The following is a 16,787-nucleotide window of genomic DNA, read 5'->3' on the forward strand; positions in this document are numbered from 1 at the left end:
AGAGTGTGCCAGATATGTCCACTGCGTCGATCATCCGTCAGCCGGGTCCTCGCTGCCATCGCTGCCGTCGCCGCGCCGGTCCGCCCCCCGCCGGCCTTGGGGTCCGGAGGCCGTGGAGCCCCGGACGACGAGCTCGGGCATGAAGACGAACTCGCTGTGCGGGGCGGGGGTGCCGCCGACCTCCTCCAGCAGCGCGCGGACCGCCGCCTGGCCCATCGCCTGCACGGGCTGGCGGATGGTGGTCAGGGGCGGGTCCGTGAACGCTATGAGGGGGGAGTCGTCGAAGCCGACGACGGAGATGTCACGGGGAACGTGCAGGCCTCGCTGGCGCGCCGCGCGGATGGCGCCGAGCGCCATCATGTCGCTGGCGCAGACGACGGCGGTGCAGCCGCGCTCGATGAGCGCGGTCGCGGCGGCCTGGCCGCCCTCCAGGGTGTAGAGGGAGTGCTGGATGAGCTCCTCCGTCTCCTCCGGGGAGAGCCCGAGCCGCTCGCGCATGCCGCGCCGGAAGCCCTCGATCTTGCGGACGACGGGGACGAAGCGCTTCGGCCCGACGGCGAGGCCGATCCGGGTGTGCCCGAGGGAGGCGAGGTGGGTGACGGCGAGCTGCATCGCGGCCCGGTCGTCGGGGGAGACGAAGGGGGCCTGCACCTTGGGCGAGAAACCGTTGATCAGGACGTACGGGACGCCCTTGCCGCGCAGCTGGTCGTAGCGCGTCATGTCGGCGGTGGTGTCGGCGTGCAGACCGGAGACGAAGATGATGCCGGAGACGCCGCGCTCGACGAGCATCTCGGTGAGCTCGTCCTCGGTGGAGCCGCCGGGCGTCTGGGTGGCGAGGACGGGGGTGTAGCCCTGGCGGGTCAGGGCCTGGCCGATGACCTGGGCGAGGGCCGGGAAGATCGGGTTCTCCAGCTCGGGCGTTATGAGCCCGACGAGCCCGGCGCTGCGCTGCCGCAGCCGCACGGGCCGTTCGTAGCCGAGGACGTCGAGGGCGGCCAGCACGGACTGGCGGGTGGCCGCGGCCACACCCGGCTTGCCGTTGAGCACGCGGCTGACTGTGGCTTCGCTGACCCCCGCCTGGGCTGCGATGTCGGCTAGCCGCGCGGTCATAGGATGCGACTGTACCGGCCGCACGTCAGCTTGCCCACCAGACGCAGGAATCGGGGGCGAGGAGGACCGTCCGCCCGCTGTCGCCGGGCTCGGCGCCGTCCGGCAACTCGCGCGCCGGCGCGGGCACTTTGCCCTCGGTGTTCGCGAAGTCGGCGTACGCGAAGTCGGCGCCCTGCGGCACGGGTGGCGCGCTCGCGAGCAGCAGCCGCCCCGGAACGGGGAATTCCACCGGCTCGCCGCCGAGGTTCACCGTGCAGACGAAGACCGCGTCACCGGCGCGGCGGCGGAAGGCGAGCACACCGCGCGGCGCCGGGAGCCACTCCACGCCGTCGCCCGCGCCGAGGGCCGGGTGGGTGCGGCGCAGGGCGAGGGCGCCCCGGTAGAGCTCCAGCGTGGAGGCCGGGTCGCCGGTCTGGGCCTCGACGCTCAGGCCTCCCCAGGCGGCGGGCTGCGGGAGCCAGCTGCCGCCCGGCCCGAAGCCGTACGAGGGGCCCTCGGTGGTCCACGGGATCGGCACGCGGCAGCCGTCGCGCAGCCCGTCCTGGCCCTCGCCGCGCAGGAACGCCGGGTCCTGGCGCACCTCGTCCGGCAGCTCCGTGACCTCGGGCAGCCCCAGCTCCTCGCCCTGGTAGAGGTAGACCGAGCCGGGCAGGGCCAGCATCAGCAGCGCGGCCGCCCGCGCGCGCCGCAGGCCCGCCTCGCCGTGGCCGTACCGGGAGGGATGGCGTACGACGTCGTGGTTGGAGAGCACCCACGTGGTCGGGGCGCCCACCGAGGTGGTGGCGCGCAGGGAGTCGTCGATGACCCGGTGCAGGCAGTCGGCGTCCCACGGGCAGTTGAGGAACTGGAAGTTGAACGCCTGGTGCAGCTCGTCGGGGCGGACGTAGAGCGCGAGGCGCTCCGCCGACGGGGCCCACGCCTCGGCGACGCCGATGCGCTCGCCGCCGTAGGAGTCGAGCAGCCGCCGCCACGCGCGGTGGATCTCGTGGACGCCGTCCTGGTCGAAGAAGGGCAGCTGCTGGGTGCCGATCAGCCGGGCCTGCTCGCCGTGGCCGATGTCGGGCATGCCGGGCGCCTTCACCATGCCGTGCGCGACGTCGACGCGGAACCCGTCGACGCCCAGGTCCAGCCAGAACCGCAGCACCGACTCGAACTCGGCCCGTACCTCCTCGTGGTCCCAGTTCAGATCCGGCTGCTCGGGCGCGAAGAGGTGCAGGTACCAGGCGCCGTCCGGGACGCGGGTCCAGGCCGGGCCGCCGAAGACCGACTCCCAGTCGTTGGGTGGCAGCGAGCCGTCCGGGCCCCGGCCGGCGCGGAAGTGGTAGCGCTCGCGGCCCGTGCCCGCCAGCGCCTCCCGGAACCACGGGTGCCGGTCGGAGGTGTGGTTCGGGACGATGTCGACGATCACCCGCAGCCCCAGTTCGTGGGCCCGGCGCACCAGGTCGTCGGCGTCCGCGAGGCCGCCGAAGACGGGGTCGACGGCGCGGTAGTCGGCGACGTCGTACCCGCCGTCCGCCTGGGGCGAGGCGTAGAACGGCGTGAGCCACACGGCGTCCGCGCCCAGCTCCACCAGGTGCTCCAGCCGCTCCCGGGCGCCGCGCAGGTCGCCGATGCCGTCGCCGTCGCTGTCGGCGAAGGAGCGGACGTACACCTGGTAGATGACGGCGTCCCGCCACCAGCCGGTTGCGGCGGCGCCGGCGAGGCACGCGTCCTCGGGTGCCTGGACGGGCGAGGTGAGCTCGTGGGGCATGCGCGGGTCCCTCTCGGTGGGCCGGGATGGGGGCTACGTACAGGCAACGAGGTGGGAGTGGGCGTGAAACGGTCCTGCAATGTGTCTGCAACGACTTCTGAAAAGGCTTGCAGAGGCTTCCAGGGGTCCGCAACCCATCCGTACGGGCGTGTCAAGCGATGTATCGGCAACTGTAGGGACACGCGAATGTAACGATCACCCGTGCTTGCAGAAAATTCCCGCAAGCTCTTTCGGCAAGTTTTCATCCCTGTTACGTTCCTGCCAGCCCGGCGCGCCGCGAGGGAGCGGTCGGCAGGAGGCGAGTACGCCTTCGTCTTCCCGGGATCAGTTGAAGGAGTTCACATGCGGCGTGGCATAGCGGCCACCGCGCTGGTCGCGGCCCTCGGCCTCACGATGGCGGCCTGCGGCGGCGGAGAGGGCGACGGCGGCAAGAAGAGCTCGGGCGAGCTCTCCGGCACCGTCACCTTCTGGGACACCTCGAACGAGGCGGAGAAGCCCACCTACAAGGCGCTGGCCGAGGGCTTCACCAAGCTGCACCCCAAGGTGAAGGTCAACTACGTCAGCGTGTCGTTCGGCGAGGCCAACGCCAAGTTCAAGAACGCCGCCGGCGGCAACTCCGGAGCGCCCGACGTGATGCGCACCGAGGTCGCCTGGGTCGCCGACTTCGCCAACCTGGGGTACCTCGCCCCGCTGGACGGCACCCGTGCCGTCGAGAACGAGGTCGACTGGCTGCCGCAGGCCGCCGCGTCCACCAAGTTCAACGGCAAGACCTACGCCGTGCCGCAGGTCATCGACACCATGGCGCTCTTCTACAACAAGAAGATGCTCAAGGACGCCGGCGTCGAGGTCCCGAAGAACATCGAGGAGCTCAAGGCCGCATCCAAGAAGATCAGCGAGAAGTCGCCCGGCAAGACCGGCCTCTACCTCCGCGGCGACGACCCGTACTGGTTCCTCTCCTTCCTGTACGGCGAGGGCGGCGACATGGTCGACGCCAAGTCCAAGGCCGTCACCATCGACGACCCGGCGGGCGTCAAGGCGTTCACGACCATCAAGGACCTGGTCGACTCGAAGGCGGCGATCACCGACGCCTCCGACGGCTGGAACAACATGCAGAACGCCTTCAAGTCCGGCAAGGTCGCGATGATGCTCAACGGCCCGTGGGCCATCGCCGACTCCCGCGCCGGCGCCGAGTTCAAGGACCCGGCCAACCTCGGCATCGCGCCCGTCCCCGCCGGCAGCGCCGCGCAGGGCTCCCCGCAGGGCGGCTGGAACCTCTCCGTCTACGCCGGGTCCAAGAACCTCGACGCGTCGTACGAGTTCGCCCGCTACATGAGCTCCGCCAAGGTCCAGCAGCAGACCACCGAGAAGCTCAGCCTGCTGCCGACCCGCCTGTCGGTCTACACGCAGCCGTCCGTCGCGGACAACGAGATGGTCAAGTTCTTCAAGCCCGCGGTCGACAAGGCCGTCGAGCGCCCCTGGATCCCGCAGGGCAACGCGCTCTTCGAGCCGATCCGCCTGCAGATGGCCAACGTCCTGGGCGGCAGGACCACCCCGGAGAAGGCCGCCCAGGAGACCGGCGACGCCTACCGCAAGATGCTCAAGGACTACAAGTAAGCAGTGAGAAGGGCTGACCGACCCATGGCTGTCGAGACCAGCCAGTCGGAGGCCACCGCCGCGGGCGCCCACAGCGCCCGCGGCCGCGGCCGCCGCACTGAGAAGACCCCCGGGCCCACGAGCCCGGGCCGGCTGCGCAGGGCGCTGACCACTCACTGGTACGCCTGGAGCATGGTCGCTCCGGTCGTCGCCGTGATCGGCGTGATCATCGGCTACCCGCTCGTGCGCGGCGTCTACCTGTCGCTCACCGACGCGAACGAAGCCAACGTCGAGCGCACGATCGGCGTCAACCACATTCCCGCGACGTACCAGTCCGTGGGTCTCGACAACTACAAGGCGATCCTCACCGACGGCGTCTTCTGGGACCGGCTCGGCTGGACCGTGGTGTGGACCGTCGCCTGCGTGTCGCTCTCCTTCACGCTCGGCCTGGCCCTCGCCACCCTGCTCAACCGGAAGATCAAGGGCCGCGCCTTCTACCGCATGGCCCTCGTCCTGCCGTGGGCCGTGCCCGCCTTCGTGTCCGTCTTCACCTGGAAGCTGCTCTTCAACGAGCGCAGCGGCCTGTTCAACAAGCTGCTCGCGGGCGGCGGCATCGACGCCGTCTCCTGGCTCAACGACCCGACCTGGGCGAAGATCTCCGTCATCGCCGTCAACGTCTGGATCGGCGTGCCCTTCATGCTCGTCGCCCTGCTCGGCGGGCTCCAGGCCATCCCCGGTGAGCTGTACGAGGCCGCCGAGATGGACGGCGCGACCCCCTGGCAGCGGTTCCGGCACATCACGCTGCCCGGCCTGCGGCCGGTCTCCGCGACGGTCACGCTGCTCAGCTGCATCTGGACCTTCAACATGTTCCCGGTGATCTTCCTGCTGACCCGGGGCGGGCCCGGCGACGCCACCGAGATCCTCGTGACGTACGCCTACCGGCTCTCGTTCGTCGTCAGCCCGCGCGACTACGCGGCCTCCGCGGCCTGGGGCGTGGTGATCCTGCTGCTCCTGTCGCTCTTCGCGGTGGTCTACCGCCGTGCGCTCAAGAAGCAGGGAGACATGTGGTGAGCACCGCGACCCAGATCCGTAAGACCGGTTCCGGTAAGGCCCGCAAGGTCCGCGGCCGCGAGGAGCGGTCCCCGCTGGCCTCCGTCGGCCTGCACCTGACGCTGCTGGCCGCCACCGTCATCGCGGTCTTCCCGCCGCTGTGGCTGGTCATCACCTCCTTCAAGCCGAAGACCGACGCCTTCGACACCTCGCTCGTCAAGAACTTCACCCTCGGGAACTACACCCACGTCGTCAACGACACCCAGTTCCTGTCCTGGCTCGGCAACTCGCTGATCGTCGTCGGCATCACCACCGTCGTCGGCGTCTTCATCTCCGCCACCACCGGGTACGCCGTCAGCCGCTTCCGCTTCCCGGGCCTGCGCCCGCTGATGTGGATGCTGCTGATCACCCAGATGTTCCCGGTCGCGGTGCTGATCGTGCCGCTGTACAACCTGCTCGCCTCGATGGGGCTGCTCAACCAGCCGGTCGGCCTGGTCGTCACGTACCTGACCGTCGCCGTGCCGTTCTGCGCCTGGATGATGAAGGGCTACTTCGACGGCATCCCGGCCGAGATCGACGAGGCGGGCCGGGTGGACGGACTGACCCCGTTCGGCACCTTCTGGCGGCTCATCATGCCGCTCGCCAAGCCCGGCCTCGCCGTCACGGCGTTCTACACCTTCATCACCGGCTGGGCCGAGGTCGCCTACGCCTCCGCCTTCATGACGGGCGAGGAGAACCTCACCCTCGCGGGCGGCCTGCAGACCTTCGTCAACCAGTACACCGCCGACTGGGGCTCGCTGACCGCCGCCGCCGTGCTCATCGCGCTGCCCGCCGCCGTCATCTTCGGCCTCGTCCAGCGGCACCTGGTCTCCGGACTGACCGCCGGTGCCACCAAGTCCTGAACCTCCGTCCCGGTCTGCGGTGACCGGTCCGTGCCTGACACCGGACCGGTCACCGCTCCACTCCTCATGACTCCAGGGAAGACATGACCCAGCACCTCGCTGCCCCCGCCCCCTCCGCAACCGGAACCACCGGCACGCACACGGGCTGGTGGAGAGACGCGGTGATCTACCAGGTCTATCCGCGCAGCTTCGCCGACGGCAACGGCGACGGCATGGGCGACCTGGAAGGCATCCGCAGCCGGCTGCCGTACCTGAAGGAGCTCGGCGTCGACGCCGTCTGGCTCAGCCCCTTCTACGCCTCGCCGCAGGCCGACGCCGGCTACGACGTCGCCGACTACCGCGCCATCGACCCCATGTTCGGCTCCCTGCTGGACGCCGACGCGCTGATCCGCGACGCCCACGCGCTCGGCCTGCGCATCATCGTCGACCTCGTCCCCAACCACTCCTCCGACCAGCACGAGTGGTTCCAGCGCGCCCTGCGCGAGGGCCCCGGGTCGCCGCTGCGCGAGCGCTACCACTTCCGCAAGGGGAAGGGCGCGCACGGGGAACTGCCCCCGAACGACTGGGAGTCCATTTTCGGCGGCCCCGCCTGGACGCGCGTCGAGGACGGCGAGTGGTACCTGCACCTCTTCGCGCCCGAGCAGCCCGACTTCAACTGGGAACACCCCGCCGTACGCGACGAGTTCCGCTCCATCCTGCGCTTCTGGCTCGACATGGGCGTCGACGGCTTCCGCGTGGACGTCGCCCACGGGCTCGTCAAGGCCGACGGCCTGCCCGACATCGGCTCGCACGACCAGCTCAAGCTGCTCGGCAACGACGTGATGCCCTTCTTCGACCAGGACGGTGTCCACGAGATCTACCGCTCCTGGCGCCAGGTCCTGGAGGAGTACGACGGCGAGCGCGTGCTCGTCGCCGAGGCGTGGACCCCGACCGTCGAGCGCACCGCGAACTACGTGCGCCCCGACGAGATGCACCAGGCCTTCAACTTCCAGTACCTCGGCACCCACTGGGACGCCGCCGAGCTGCGCAAGGTCATCGACGCCTCGCTCGCCGCGATGCGCCCCGTCGGCGCCCCGACCACCTGGGTGCTGTCCAACCACGACGTGACCCGCCACGCCACCCGGTTCGCCAACCCGGCCGGCCTCGGCACCCAGCTGCGCACGCCCGGCGACCGGGAGCTCGGGCTGCGCCGGGCCCGCGCCGCCACCCTGCTGATGCTGGCGCTGCCCGGCTCCGCGTACGTCTACCAGGGCGAGGAGCTCGGCCTGCCGGACGTCACCGACCTGCCCGACGAGGTGCGCCAGGACCCGTCGTTCTTCCGCGCCACCGGCCAGGACGGCTTCCGCGACGGCTGCCGCGTGCCCATCCCGTGGACCGTGGACGGCTCGTCGTACGGCTTCGGCGCCGGCGGCAGCTGGCTCCCGCAGCCCGCGAGCTGGGCCGCCCTGAGCGTCGAGGCCCAGACCGGCGACCCGTCCTCGACGCTGGAGCTGTACCGCGCCGCGCTGGCGGTGCGCCGCGAGCAGCCGGGGCTGGGCGCGGGCGACGAGGTGGAGTGGCTGGACGCCCCCGAGGGGCTGCTGGCCTTCCGCCGCGACGGCTTCGTGTGCACGGCCAACACCACCGGCGAGGCGATACGCATCGAGGTGCCCGGCCGGATGCTGCTCGCCAGCGAGCGGGTGCGCACCAGCGTCGACGGCACCACCGAGGTACCCGCCGACACCACCGTCTGGTGGGCGGTGTGACGGCCTTCGTGCCGTCCGGTGAGCCGCGGGGCGACGGAGGAGGGGGCGCCCCGCGGCTCGCCGACATCGCGGCGCAGGCCGGTGTCAGCGAGGCCACCGTGAGCCGGGTCCTCAACGGCAAGGCGGGCGTCGCGGGCGGGACCCGTACCCGGGTGCTCGCCGCCCTCGACGTCCTCGGCTACGAACGGCCCGTACGGCTCAAGCGCCGCAGCGCCGGCCTGGTGGGGCTCGTCATCCCCGAGCTGACCAACCCCATCTTCCCGGCGTTCGCGCAGGTCATCGAGCAGGTGCTGGCGGCTCACGGCTACACCCCGGTGCTGTGTACGCAGATGCCGGGCGGCGCCACCGAGGACGAGCTCGTCGAGCAGTTGGAGGAGCGGGGCGTCACCGGCATCGTCTTCCTGTCCGGCCTGCACGCCGACTCCGCCGCCGACCCGGCCCGGTACGCCCGGCTGGCCGCGCGGGGCGTGCCGTTCGTGCTCATCAACGGCTTCAACGAGCACATCGACGCGCACTTCGTCTCGCCCGACGACCGCTCCGCCGCCCGCATGGCCGTACGGCACCTGGTGGAGCTCGGTCACGAGCGCATCGGCCTCGCCATCGGCCCGACCCGGTACGTGCCGTCGCGCCGCAAGGCCGAAGGCTTCACGGCGGCGCTGCGCGCGCTGCTGGGCCTCGGCCGCGAGGAGGTGGAACCGCTGGTGCGGTCCACGCTGTTCGGCGTCGAGGGCGGGCACGCGGCGGCGGCCGAGCTCCTCGACCAGGGCTGTACGGGGATCGTGTGCGGCAGCGACCTGATGGCGCTCGGCGCGATCCGCGCGGTGCGCGGGCGCGGGCTCGACGTGCCCGGGGACGTGTCGGTCGTCGGGTTCGACGACTCGCCGCTCATCGCGTTCACGGACCCGCCGCTGACCACGGTGCGCCAGCCGGTGCAGGCGATGGCGACGGCGGCGGTCGACGCGCTGCTGGAGGAGATCGACGGGAATCCGGTGCAGCGCACGGAGTTCGTCTTCCAGCCGGAGCTCGTGGTCCGGGGTTCGACCGCGCAGCGCCGGTAAGGGGGGTAACCGGCCCGGTCGGCCGGGCGCGTGGGAGCCCCGGGTTGACGGGGACCCTCGGCCGACCGGACCGGAGCGCTGGTTGAAAGTAGCACCGCTGCAACTGCTTGCGAAAGAGCTTGCAGCGAGGACACCCGCGGATTTCCAGGGTGTAACCGGACTGTGTCCGAGGGGTTGACCGGAGGCCGGGCGGCTCGTACGGTCTCGACCGAAAACTGTTGCTGCTTTCTTGCAGCAAGAACCTTCAACTCCACAGGCCTTGCGGGCATGGCGCGTTGCCGCACGAGGCTGCACCGTTGCATCCGCACCTCCCTTCCCCAGGAGGAAACATGGCCAGAAAGCCCGTGGCCGCCGCGCTCGCCCTCGCCACCGTCGTGGCGGGGGCCGCGGTCGCCCTCACGGCGCCCCCCACCCCCGCGCAGGCCGCGCCGCCCGGGACCAAGGACGTCACCGCCGTGCTCTTCGAGTGGAACTTCGCCTCCGTGGCGAAGGCCTGCACCGAGCAGCTCGGCCCGGCCGGATACGGCTACGTCCAGGTCTCGCCGCCGCAGGAGCACATCCAGGGCGGCCAGTGGTGGACCTCGTACCAGCCCGTCAGCTACAAGATCGCGGGCCGTCTCGGCGACCGCGCCGCGTTCAAGAACATGGTCGACGCCTGCCACGGCGCGGGCGTCAAGGTCGTCGCCGACACCGTCATCAACCACATGGCGGCCGGCAACGGCACCGGCACCGGCGGCAGCGCGTACACCAAGTACGGCTACCCCGGCCTGTACTCCGCCCCGGACATGGACGACTGCACGGCCCAGATCACCACCTACCAGGACCGCGCCAACGTCCAGAACTGCGAGCTCGTCGGACTCGCCGACCTCGACACCGGCGAGGAGTACGTCCGCACCAAGATCGCCGGCTACCTGAACGACCTGCTGTCGCTCGGTGTCGACGGCTTCCGGATCGACGCCGCCAAGCACATGCCGGCGAACGACCTCGCCGCCATCAAGGCGAAGCTGACCAACCCGGGCGCGTACTGGAAGCAGGAGGCGATACACGGCGCCGGCGAGGCCGTCTCGCCCAGCGAGTACCTCGGCAACGGCGACGTCCAGGAGTTCCGTTACGCCCGCGACCTGAAGCGGATGTTCCAGAACGAGAGCCTCGCCCACCTGAAGAACTTCGGCGAGGCCTGGGGCTACATGGAGTCCGGCAAGTCCGCCGTCTTCGTCGACAACCACGACACCGAGCGCGTCGGTGACACCCTGAACTACAAGAACGGCTCCGCCTACACGCTGGCGAACGTCTTCATGCTGGCCTGGCCGTACGGCTCCCCGGACGTCCACTCCGGCTACGAGTGGACCGACAAGGACGCCGGCCCGCCCGCCGGCGGCCAGGTGAACGCCTGCTACAGCGACGGCTGGAAGTGCCAGCACTCCTGGCGCGAGGTCGCCTCCATGGTCGCCTTCCGGAACGTGGCCCGCGGTCAGGGCGTCACGAACTGGTGGGACAACGGCGGCGACGCCATCGCCTTCGGGCGCGGCACCAAGGCGTACGTGGCCCTGAACCACGAGACGTCCGCCCTCACCCGCACCTTCCAGACGTCGCTGCCCGCCGGCGACTACTGCGACGTCCAGTCCAACCGGACCGTGACCGTCAACGGCTCCGGCCAGTTCACCGCCACCCTCGGCGCGGGCACGGCTGTCGCACTGCACGCGGGTGCGCGCACCTGCACCGGCGGCGGGACCACCACGCCGGTGGCCGGCGGCGCGTCGTTCGCCGTCAACGCCACCACCGTCCCCGGCGAGAACATCTACGTCACCGGCGACCAGGCCGCCCTCGGCAACTGGAACCCGGCCGCCGCCCTGAAGCTCGACCCCGCCGCGTACCCCGTCTGGAAGCTCGACGTGACGCTCCCCGCCGGCACCTCCTTCGCGTACAAGTACGTCCGCAAGGACGCCGCCGGGAACGTCACCTGGGAGAGCGGCGCCAACCGCACGGCCACCGTCCCGGCCACCGGGAAGGTCGCCCTGAACGACACCTGGCGCGCCTGAGCCCCAGGGGATACCCCACCGTTCCACGCCCCGCGCCCTACGCCCCGCGCCCGGAGCTTCCCGGGCGCGGGGCCCCTTCTCCCTAACCCTCCCCGAGGAGAACCCGCCTTGATACGGCTCCCCTCCGGATCCGCCGCCGGATCCAGAACCCTGCCGCGCGCCGCCGCGGCCGCCCTCGCGGCGGCGACGCTCGCCGCGCTCGTGCCCGCGCTCCCGGCCGCCGCCGCGCCGAGGCCGCCCGCGCCGCCCTCGGACAAGACGCTCGCGGCCCAGCCGGCCCGGCACGACCTGACGCGCGAGCAGTTCTACTTCGTGCTGCCCGACCGGTTCGCCAACGGCGACCCGAAGAACGACCGCGGCGGGCTGACCGGCACGCGCCTCACCACCGGGTACGACCCCGCCGACAAGGGCTTCTACCAGGGCGGTGACCTCAAGGGGCTGACGGAGAAGCTCGACTACATCAAGGGCCTCGGCACCACCGCCATCTGGATGGCGCCGATCTTCAAGAACCAGCCCGTACAGGGCGAGGGCAAGGACGCCAGCGCCGGCTACCACGGCTACTGGATCACCGACTTCACCCAGGTCGACCCGCACTTCGGCACCAACGCCGACCTGGAGCGGCTCATCGACAAGGCCCACGCCAAGGGCATGAAGGTCTTCTTCGACGTCATCACCAACCACACCGCCGACGTCGTCGACTACAAGGAGAAGTCCTCCTCCTACCTCTCCAAGGGCGCCTTCCCCTACCTGACGAAGGACGGCGTCCCCTTCGACGACGCCGACTACGCCGACGGGACCACGCGCTTCCCGAGGACGGACCTCGACTCCTTCCCGCGTGCGCCCGTCGTGCCCGAGGCGAAGCGGAACCTCAAGGTCCCCGCCTGGCTCAACGACCCCGCGATGTACCACAACCGGGGCGACTCCACCTTCGCCGGCGAGTCCTCCACGCACGGCGACTTCGTGGGCCTGGACGACCTGTGGACCGAGCGCCCCGAGGTCGTCGAGGGCATGGAGAAGATCTACCAGCGCTGGGTGCGCGACTTCGACATCGACGGCTTCCGCATCGACACGGTCAAGCACGTCAACACCGAGTTCTGGACCCAGTGGGCCACCGCCCTCGACGCGTACGCCGCCCAGCGCGGCCGTGACGACTTCTTCATGTTCGGCGAGGTGTACTCGTCCGACCCGGCCGTCACCGCCCCCTACGTCACCCGGGGCCGGCTCGACGCCACCCTCGACTTCCCCTTCCAGGACGCCGCCCGCCGGTACGCCTCGCAGGGCGGCCCCGCCGCCAAGCTCTCCGAGCTGTTCGCGCAGGACTACCGCTACACCACCGACAAGGCCAACGCCTACGAGTCGGTGCCCTTCCTCGGCAGCCACGACATGGGCCGCTTCGGCACCTTCCTGAAGCAGGACAACGCCGGCGCCGACGACACGGAGCTCCTGGCCCGCTACCGGCTCGCCAACGAGCTGATGTTCCTCACCCGTGGCAACCCCGTCGTCTACTACGGCGACGAGCAGGGCTTCACCGGCGCGGGCGGCGACAAGGACGCCCGCCAGACCCTCTTCGCGTCGAAGACCGCCGACTACCTCGACGACGACCAGCTCGGCACCGACCGCACGCACGCCACCGACGCGTACGACACCGGCCACCCCCTCTACCGCTCCATCGCCGCGCTGGCAAAGCTCCGCAAGGCCCACCCGGCCCTTGCCGACGGCGTCCAGACCGAGCGCCACGCCGACAGCGGCCAGGGCGTGTACGCCTTCTCCCGTACGGACACCACGACGCGCACCGAGTACGTCGTCGCCGTCAACAACGCCACCGTCCCGAAGACCGTGGAGGTCACCACCGACTCCCCGGACACGGCCTTCCGGCACGTGTACGGCGGCACCGGCACGGTCACGAGCAGCGGCGCGAATCTGAAGCTGACCGTCCCCGCCCTGTCGTCCGTCGTCCTCAAGGCGGGCAAGCCCGTCCCGGCCCCGGCCACCAAGCCCGCCCTCGCCCTCAAGGCCCCGGCCGCCGGAGCCACCGGCACCGTCGAGGTCACCGCCGACGTCGACGGCGGCGGCCTGAACCGGGTCGTCTTCGCCGCCCAGCAGGGCACCGGGAAGTGGCAGGTCCTCGGTTCCGCCGACCACGCCCCGTACAAGGTCACCCACACCGTCACCGCCCCCGAGGGAACGGTCCTGCGCTACAAGGCCGTCGTCGTCGACGGCACCGGCCGCACCGCGAGCGCCCTCGCCTCCACCACCGCCGGCCGGGCGCCCAAGCCCGGCAAGCCCAGCGCCGTCGACCGCGACTACGCCGTCGTCCACTACCAGCGCCCCGACGGCGACTACGACGGCTGGCAGCTGAGGACCGGCTCCACCACCGCCGCCTTCACCGGCCGTGACGCGTACGGCGCCTTCGCCTGGGTCAAGGTGGAGGACGGTACGACGTCCGTCCCGTACACCGTCGAGAAGGCGGGCACCGCCGACGGCCCGCAGCGCGTCCTCGACCTCTCCGCCACCGGCGAGGTCTGGATCAAGCAGGGCGCGGACGGCCAGGCGGACAAGGCCCCCGACGGCGCCTACCCGCCGCAGGACCAGGGCAAGGCCGTCATCCACTACCACCGCCCCGACGGGAACTACGACGGCTGGGGCCTGCACACCTGGACCGGCGCCGCCACCCCCACCGACTGGTCCAAGCCGCTCCAGCCCGTGAAGAAGGACGCCTTCGGCCTCACCTTCGAGGTACCGCTCGCCGCAGGAGCCACGTCCCTCTCCTACATCGTCCACAAGGGCGACGAGAAGGACATCCCCGCCGACCGGTCCCTCGACTTCGGCACGTACGGCAAGGAGGTCTGGCTCCTCACCGGCGACACCCGCTACCTCCTGCCCACCTCGGGCGCCGCACCCGCCCTCGATCTCACGAAGGCCGAGGCGCAGTGGATCGACGCCGACACCGTCGTCTGGAAGGTGAAGTCCGCCCCCGGCACCAGCACCCAGCTCGTGTACGCCCGGGACGGCGGCATCACCGCCCCCGGCGGCGCCCTCTCCGACGAGGGCCGCTGGCTGCGCCTCACCCCGTCGGCCCTCACCGACGCCCAGAAGGCGACGTACCCGCACCTCAAGGACTACCCGGCCTTCACCCTCGACCCGCGCGACAGCGACCGGGCGCGTGACGCCCTGCGCGGCCAGCTGATCGCCACCCACCGCGCCCCCAACGGCGCCCTGCTCGCCGCGACCGGCGTCCAGATCCCGGGCGTCCTCGACGCCCTGTACGGCACGAAGGCCCAGCAGGCCGGCCTCGGCCCCGTCTTCCGCAAGGGCAGGCCCACCCTCTCCGTCTGGGCGCCCACCGCGCAGAACGTGGCCCTCGAACTCGACGGCAAGCGCGTGGCGATGAAGCGCGACGCGGCCACCGGCGTCTGGTCCGTCACGGGCCCGGCGAGCTGGCGGAACAAGCCCTACCGGTACGAGGTGACGGTCTGGGCGCCCAGCGTCCAGAAGGTCGTCACCAACAAGGTCACCGACCCCTACTCCACCGCTCTCACCACCGACTCCGCCCGCAGCCTGGTCACCGACCTCGCCGACCCGGCCCTCGCCCCGGCGGGCTGGGCGACCCTGAAGAAGCCCGCCGCGACCCCGCTGCGCGACGCGCAGATCCAGGAGCTGCACGTTCGGGACTTCTCGGTCGCGGACCGTACGTCCCGGCACCCCGGCGGCTACCTCGCCTTCACGGACACCACGTCCGACGGCATGAAGCACCTGAGGAAGCTGGCCGCGAGCGGCACCTCGTACGTCCACCTGCTGCCCGTTTTCGACATCGGCACCATCCCCGAGAAGAAGTCCGACCAGACGGCGCCCGCCTGCGACCTGAAGGCGTACGCGCCCGACTCCGACGAGCAGCAGGCGTGCGTGGCGAAGGCCGCCGCCAAGGACGCGTACAACTGGGGCTACGACCCGCTGCACTACACCGTCCCGGAGGGCTCGTACGCCTCCGACCCGGAGGGCACGCGCCGCACGGTCGAGTTCCGGCGGATGGTGCAGTCCCTCAACCAGGCCGGACTGCGCACCGTCATGGACGTCGTCTACAACCACACCGTCGCGAGCGGCCAGTCGGAGAAGTCCGTCCTGGACCGGATCGTGCCCGGCTACTACCAGCGGCTGCTGGCCGACGGCACCGTCGCCACCTCCACCTGCTGCGCCAACACCGCGCCCGAGAACACGATGATGGGCAAGCTCGTCGTGGACTCGGTCGTCACCTGGGCGAAGGAGTACAAGGTCGACGGCTTCCGCTTCGACCTCATGGGCCACCACCCCAAGGCCAACATGCTCGCCGTCCGCCAGGCCCTCGACGAGCTCACCCTCGAACGCGACGGCGTCGACGGCAAGAAGATCATCCTGTACGGGGAGGGCTGGAACTTCGGCGAGATCGCCGATGACGCCCGCTTCGTCCAGGCCACCCAGAAGAACATGGCCGGCACCGGTATCGCGACCTTCTCCGACCGGGCGCGCGACGCGGTCCGCGGCGGCGGCCCCTTCGACGCCGACCCCGGCGTCCAGGGCTTCGCCTCCGGCCTCTACACCGACCCCAACACCTCGAAGGCGAACGGCACCCCGGCCGAGCAGAAGGCCCGCCTGCTGCACTACCAGGACCTGATCAAGGTCGGCCTGACCGGCAACCTCGCCTCCTACACCTTCACCGACACCTCGGGGAAGAAGGTCAAGGGGGCCGAGGTCGACTACAACGGCGCCCCCGCCGGCTACGCCGCTGCCCCCGGCGACGCCCTCGCCTACGCGGACGCCCACGACAACGAGACCCTGTACGACGCGCTCGCCTTCAAGCTCCCGGCGGCCACGTCCCCCGACGACCGGGCCAGGATGCAGGTCCTCGCCATGGCGACCGCCGCCCTCTCCCAGGGCCCGGCGCTCTCCCAGGCGGGCAGCGACCTGCTGCGCTCCAAGTCGCTGGACCGCAACTCGTACGACAGCGGTGACTGGTTCAACGTCCTCAACTGGGACTGCCGGGCCGGCAACGGCTTCGGGCGGGGCCTGCCGCCCGCCGCCGACAACAAGGACAAGTGGTCCTTCGGCAAGCCGCTCCTGTCGTCGCCCTCCCTGACGGTGGGCTGCCCGCAGATCACCGGCGCCTCCGCCGCCTACCGGGACCTGCTGACGATCCGTACGACGGAGAAGGCGTTCCGCCTCGCCACGGCCGACCAGGTCCAGTCCGCGCTCTCCTTCCCGCTCTCCGGCACGGAGGAGACCCCGGGCGTCATCACCATGCGCCTGGGCGACCTGGTCGTCGTCTTCAACGCCACTCCGCGGGAGCAGGCCCAGAAGGTGCCCGCGCTCGCCGGCCAGGGCTACGCCCTGCACCCGGTCCAGGCGCGGGGCGCCGACGCGGCGGTCAAGACGTCGTCGTACGAGGCGACTTCGGGCACCTTCACGGTTCCGGCCCGTACGGTGGCGGTTTTCAGCCGCAGCTGAGGAGATCGGTGACGGATTGACCACGGGCGCCCTGCCGACGGCAGGGCGCCCGCTTATCGTGA

9 protein-coding genes are annotated in these 16,787 nt (G+C 71.2%); 7 read left to right on the plus strand and 2 right to left on the minus strand.

The annotated features are described in order from the left end of the window. Window positions 1–30 precede the first annotated feature (30 nt). Both AB0A69_RS01990 and AB0A69_RS01995 read right to left on the minus strand, forming a co-directional pair. Window positions 31–1,110 carry a LacI family DNA-binding transcriptional regulator gene (locus AB0A69_RS01990; protein ID WP_361414300.1) on the minus strand — a complete coding sequence of 360 codons (1,080 nt, stop codon included), beginning with the start codon at window positions 1,108–1,110 and terminating at the stop codon, window positions 31–33. Between the two features lie 25 nt (window positions 1,111–1,135). Continuing rightward, window positions 1,136–2,860: a glycoside hydrolase family 13 protein gene (locus AB0A69_RS01995; RefSeq protein ID WP_361414302.1), complete on the minus strand. Its 1,725-nt coding sequence runs from the start codon at window positions 2,858–2,860 to the stop codon at window positions 1,136–1,138. A gap of 342 nt (window positions 2,861–3,202) precedes the next feature. On the opposite strand from AB0A69_RS01995, the gene AB0A69_RS02000 reads away from it, so the two are divergent. The 7 genes from AB0A69_RS02000 to pulA all read left to right on the plus strand — a co-directional run bounded on the left by AB0A69_RS02000 (window position 3,203) and on the right by pulA (window position 16,725). After that, window positions 3,203–4,474, plus strand: a complete 1,272-nt coding sequence (locus AB0A69_RS02000) for an extracellular solute-binding protein (protein WP_361414303.1) — start codon at window positions 3,203–3,205, stop codon at window positions 4,472–4,474. A 24-nt stretch (window positions 4,475–4,498) separates the two neighbouring features. Then, window positions 4,499–5,524, plus strand: coding sequence for a sugar ABC transporter permease (locus AB0A69_RS02005; RefSeq protein ID WP_361414305.1), 1,026 nt, complete (start codon window positions 4,499–4,501; stop codon window positions 5,522–5,524). A gap of 14 nt (window positions 5,525–5,538) precedes the next feature. Next, window positions 5,539–6,405 (plus strand): carbohydrate ABC transporter permease, encoded by an 867-nt coding sequence (locus AB0A69_RS02010; protein ID WP_361415155.1) that lies wholly within the window; start codon window positions 5,539–5,541, stop codon window positions 6,403–6,405. Window positions 6,406–6,488: 83 nt separating this feature from the next. Continuing rightward, window positions 6,489–8,150, plus strand: a complete 1,662-nt coding sequence (locus AB0A69_RS02015; RefSeq protein WP_361414307.1) for a glycoside hydrolase family 13 protein — start codon at window positions 6,489–6,491, stop codon at window positions 8,148–8,150. Next, on the plus strand, window positions 8,135–9,208 hold the full coding sequence (locus AB0A69_RS02020) for a LacI family DNA-binding transcriptional regulator (RefSeq protein WP_361415157.1): 1,074 nt from the start codon (window positions 8,135–8,137) through the stop codon (window positions 9,206–9,208). The genes AB0A69_RS02015 and AB0A69_RS02020 overlap by 16 nt, the downstream gene beginning before the upstream one ends. A 329-nt stretch (window positions 9,209–9,537) precedes the next feature. Next, a complete protein-coding gene (locus AB0A69_RS02025) occupies window positions 9,538–11,247 on the plus strand; it encodes a carbohydrate-binding module family 20 domain-containing protein (protein WP_361414309.1) in 1,710 nt (569 codons plus the stop codon). Between the two features lie 111 nt (window positions 11,248–11,358). Then, a complete protein-coding gene (gene pulA / locus AB0A69_RS02030) occupies window positions 11,359–16,725 on the plus strand; it encodes a pullulanase-type alpha-1,6-glucosidase (protein WP_361415159.1) in 5,367 nt (1,788 codons plus the stop codon). Window positions 16,726–16,787: the final 62 nt, after the last annotated feature.

This window comes from Streptomyces sp. NPDC045431, from assembly GCF_040646655.1.
Taxonomy (GTDB): Bacteria; Actinomycetota; Actinomycetes; order Streptomycetales; family Streptomycetaceae; genus Streptomyces.

Bases quoted from the DNA above. Each gene is read 5' to 3' on its own strand.
- AB0A69_RS01990 (WP_361414300.1), bottom strand. From the start codon at position 1,110: ATGACCGCGCGGCTAGCCGACATCGCAGCCCAGGCGGGGGTCAGCGAA.
- AB0A69_RS01995 (WP_361414302.1), bottom strand. From the start codon at position 2,860: ATGCCCCACGAGCTCACCTCGCCCGTCCAGGCACCCGAGGACGCGTGC.
- AB0A69_RS02000 (WP_361414303.1), top strand. From the start codon at position 3,203: ATGCGGCGTGGCATAGCGGCCACCGCGCTGGTCGCGGCCCTCGGCCTC.
- AB0A69_RS02005 (WP_361414305.1), top strand. From the start codon at position 4,499: ATGGCTGTCGAGACCAGCCAGTCGGAGGCCACCGCCGCGGGCGCCCAC.
- AB0A69_RS02015 (WP_361414307.1), top strand. From the start codon at position 6,489: ATGACCCAGCACCTCGCTGCCCCCGCCCCCTCCGCAACCGGAACCACC.
- AB0A69_RS02025 (WP_361414309.1), top strand. From the start codon at position 9,538: ATGGCCAGAAAGCCCGTGGCCGCCGCGCTCGCCCTCGCCACCGTCGTG.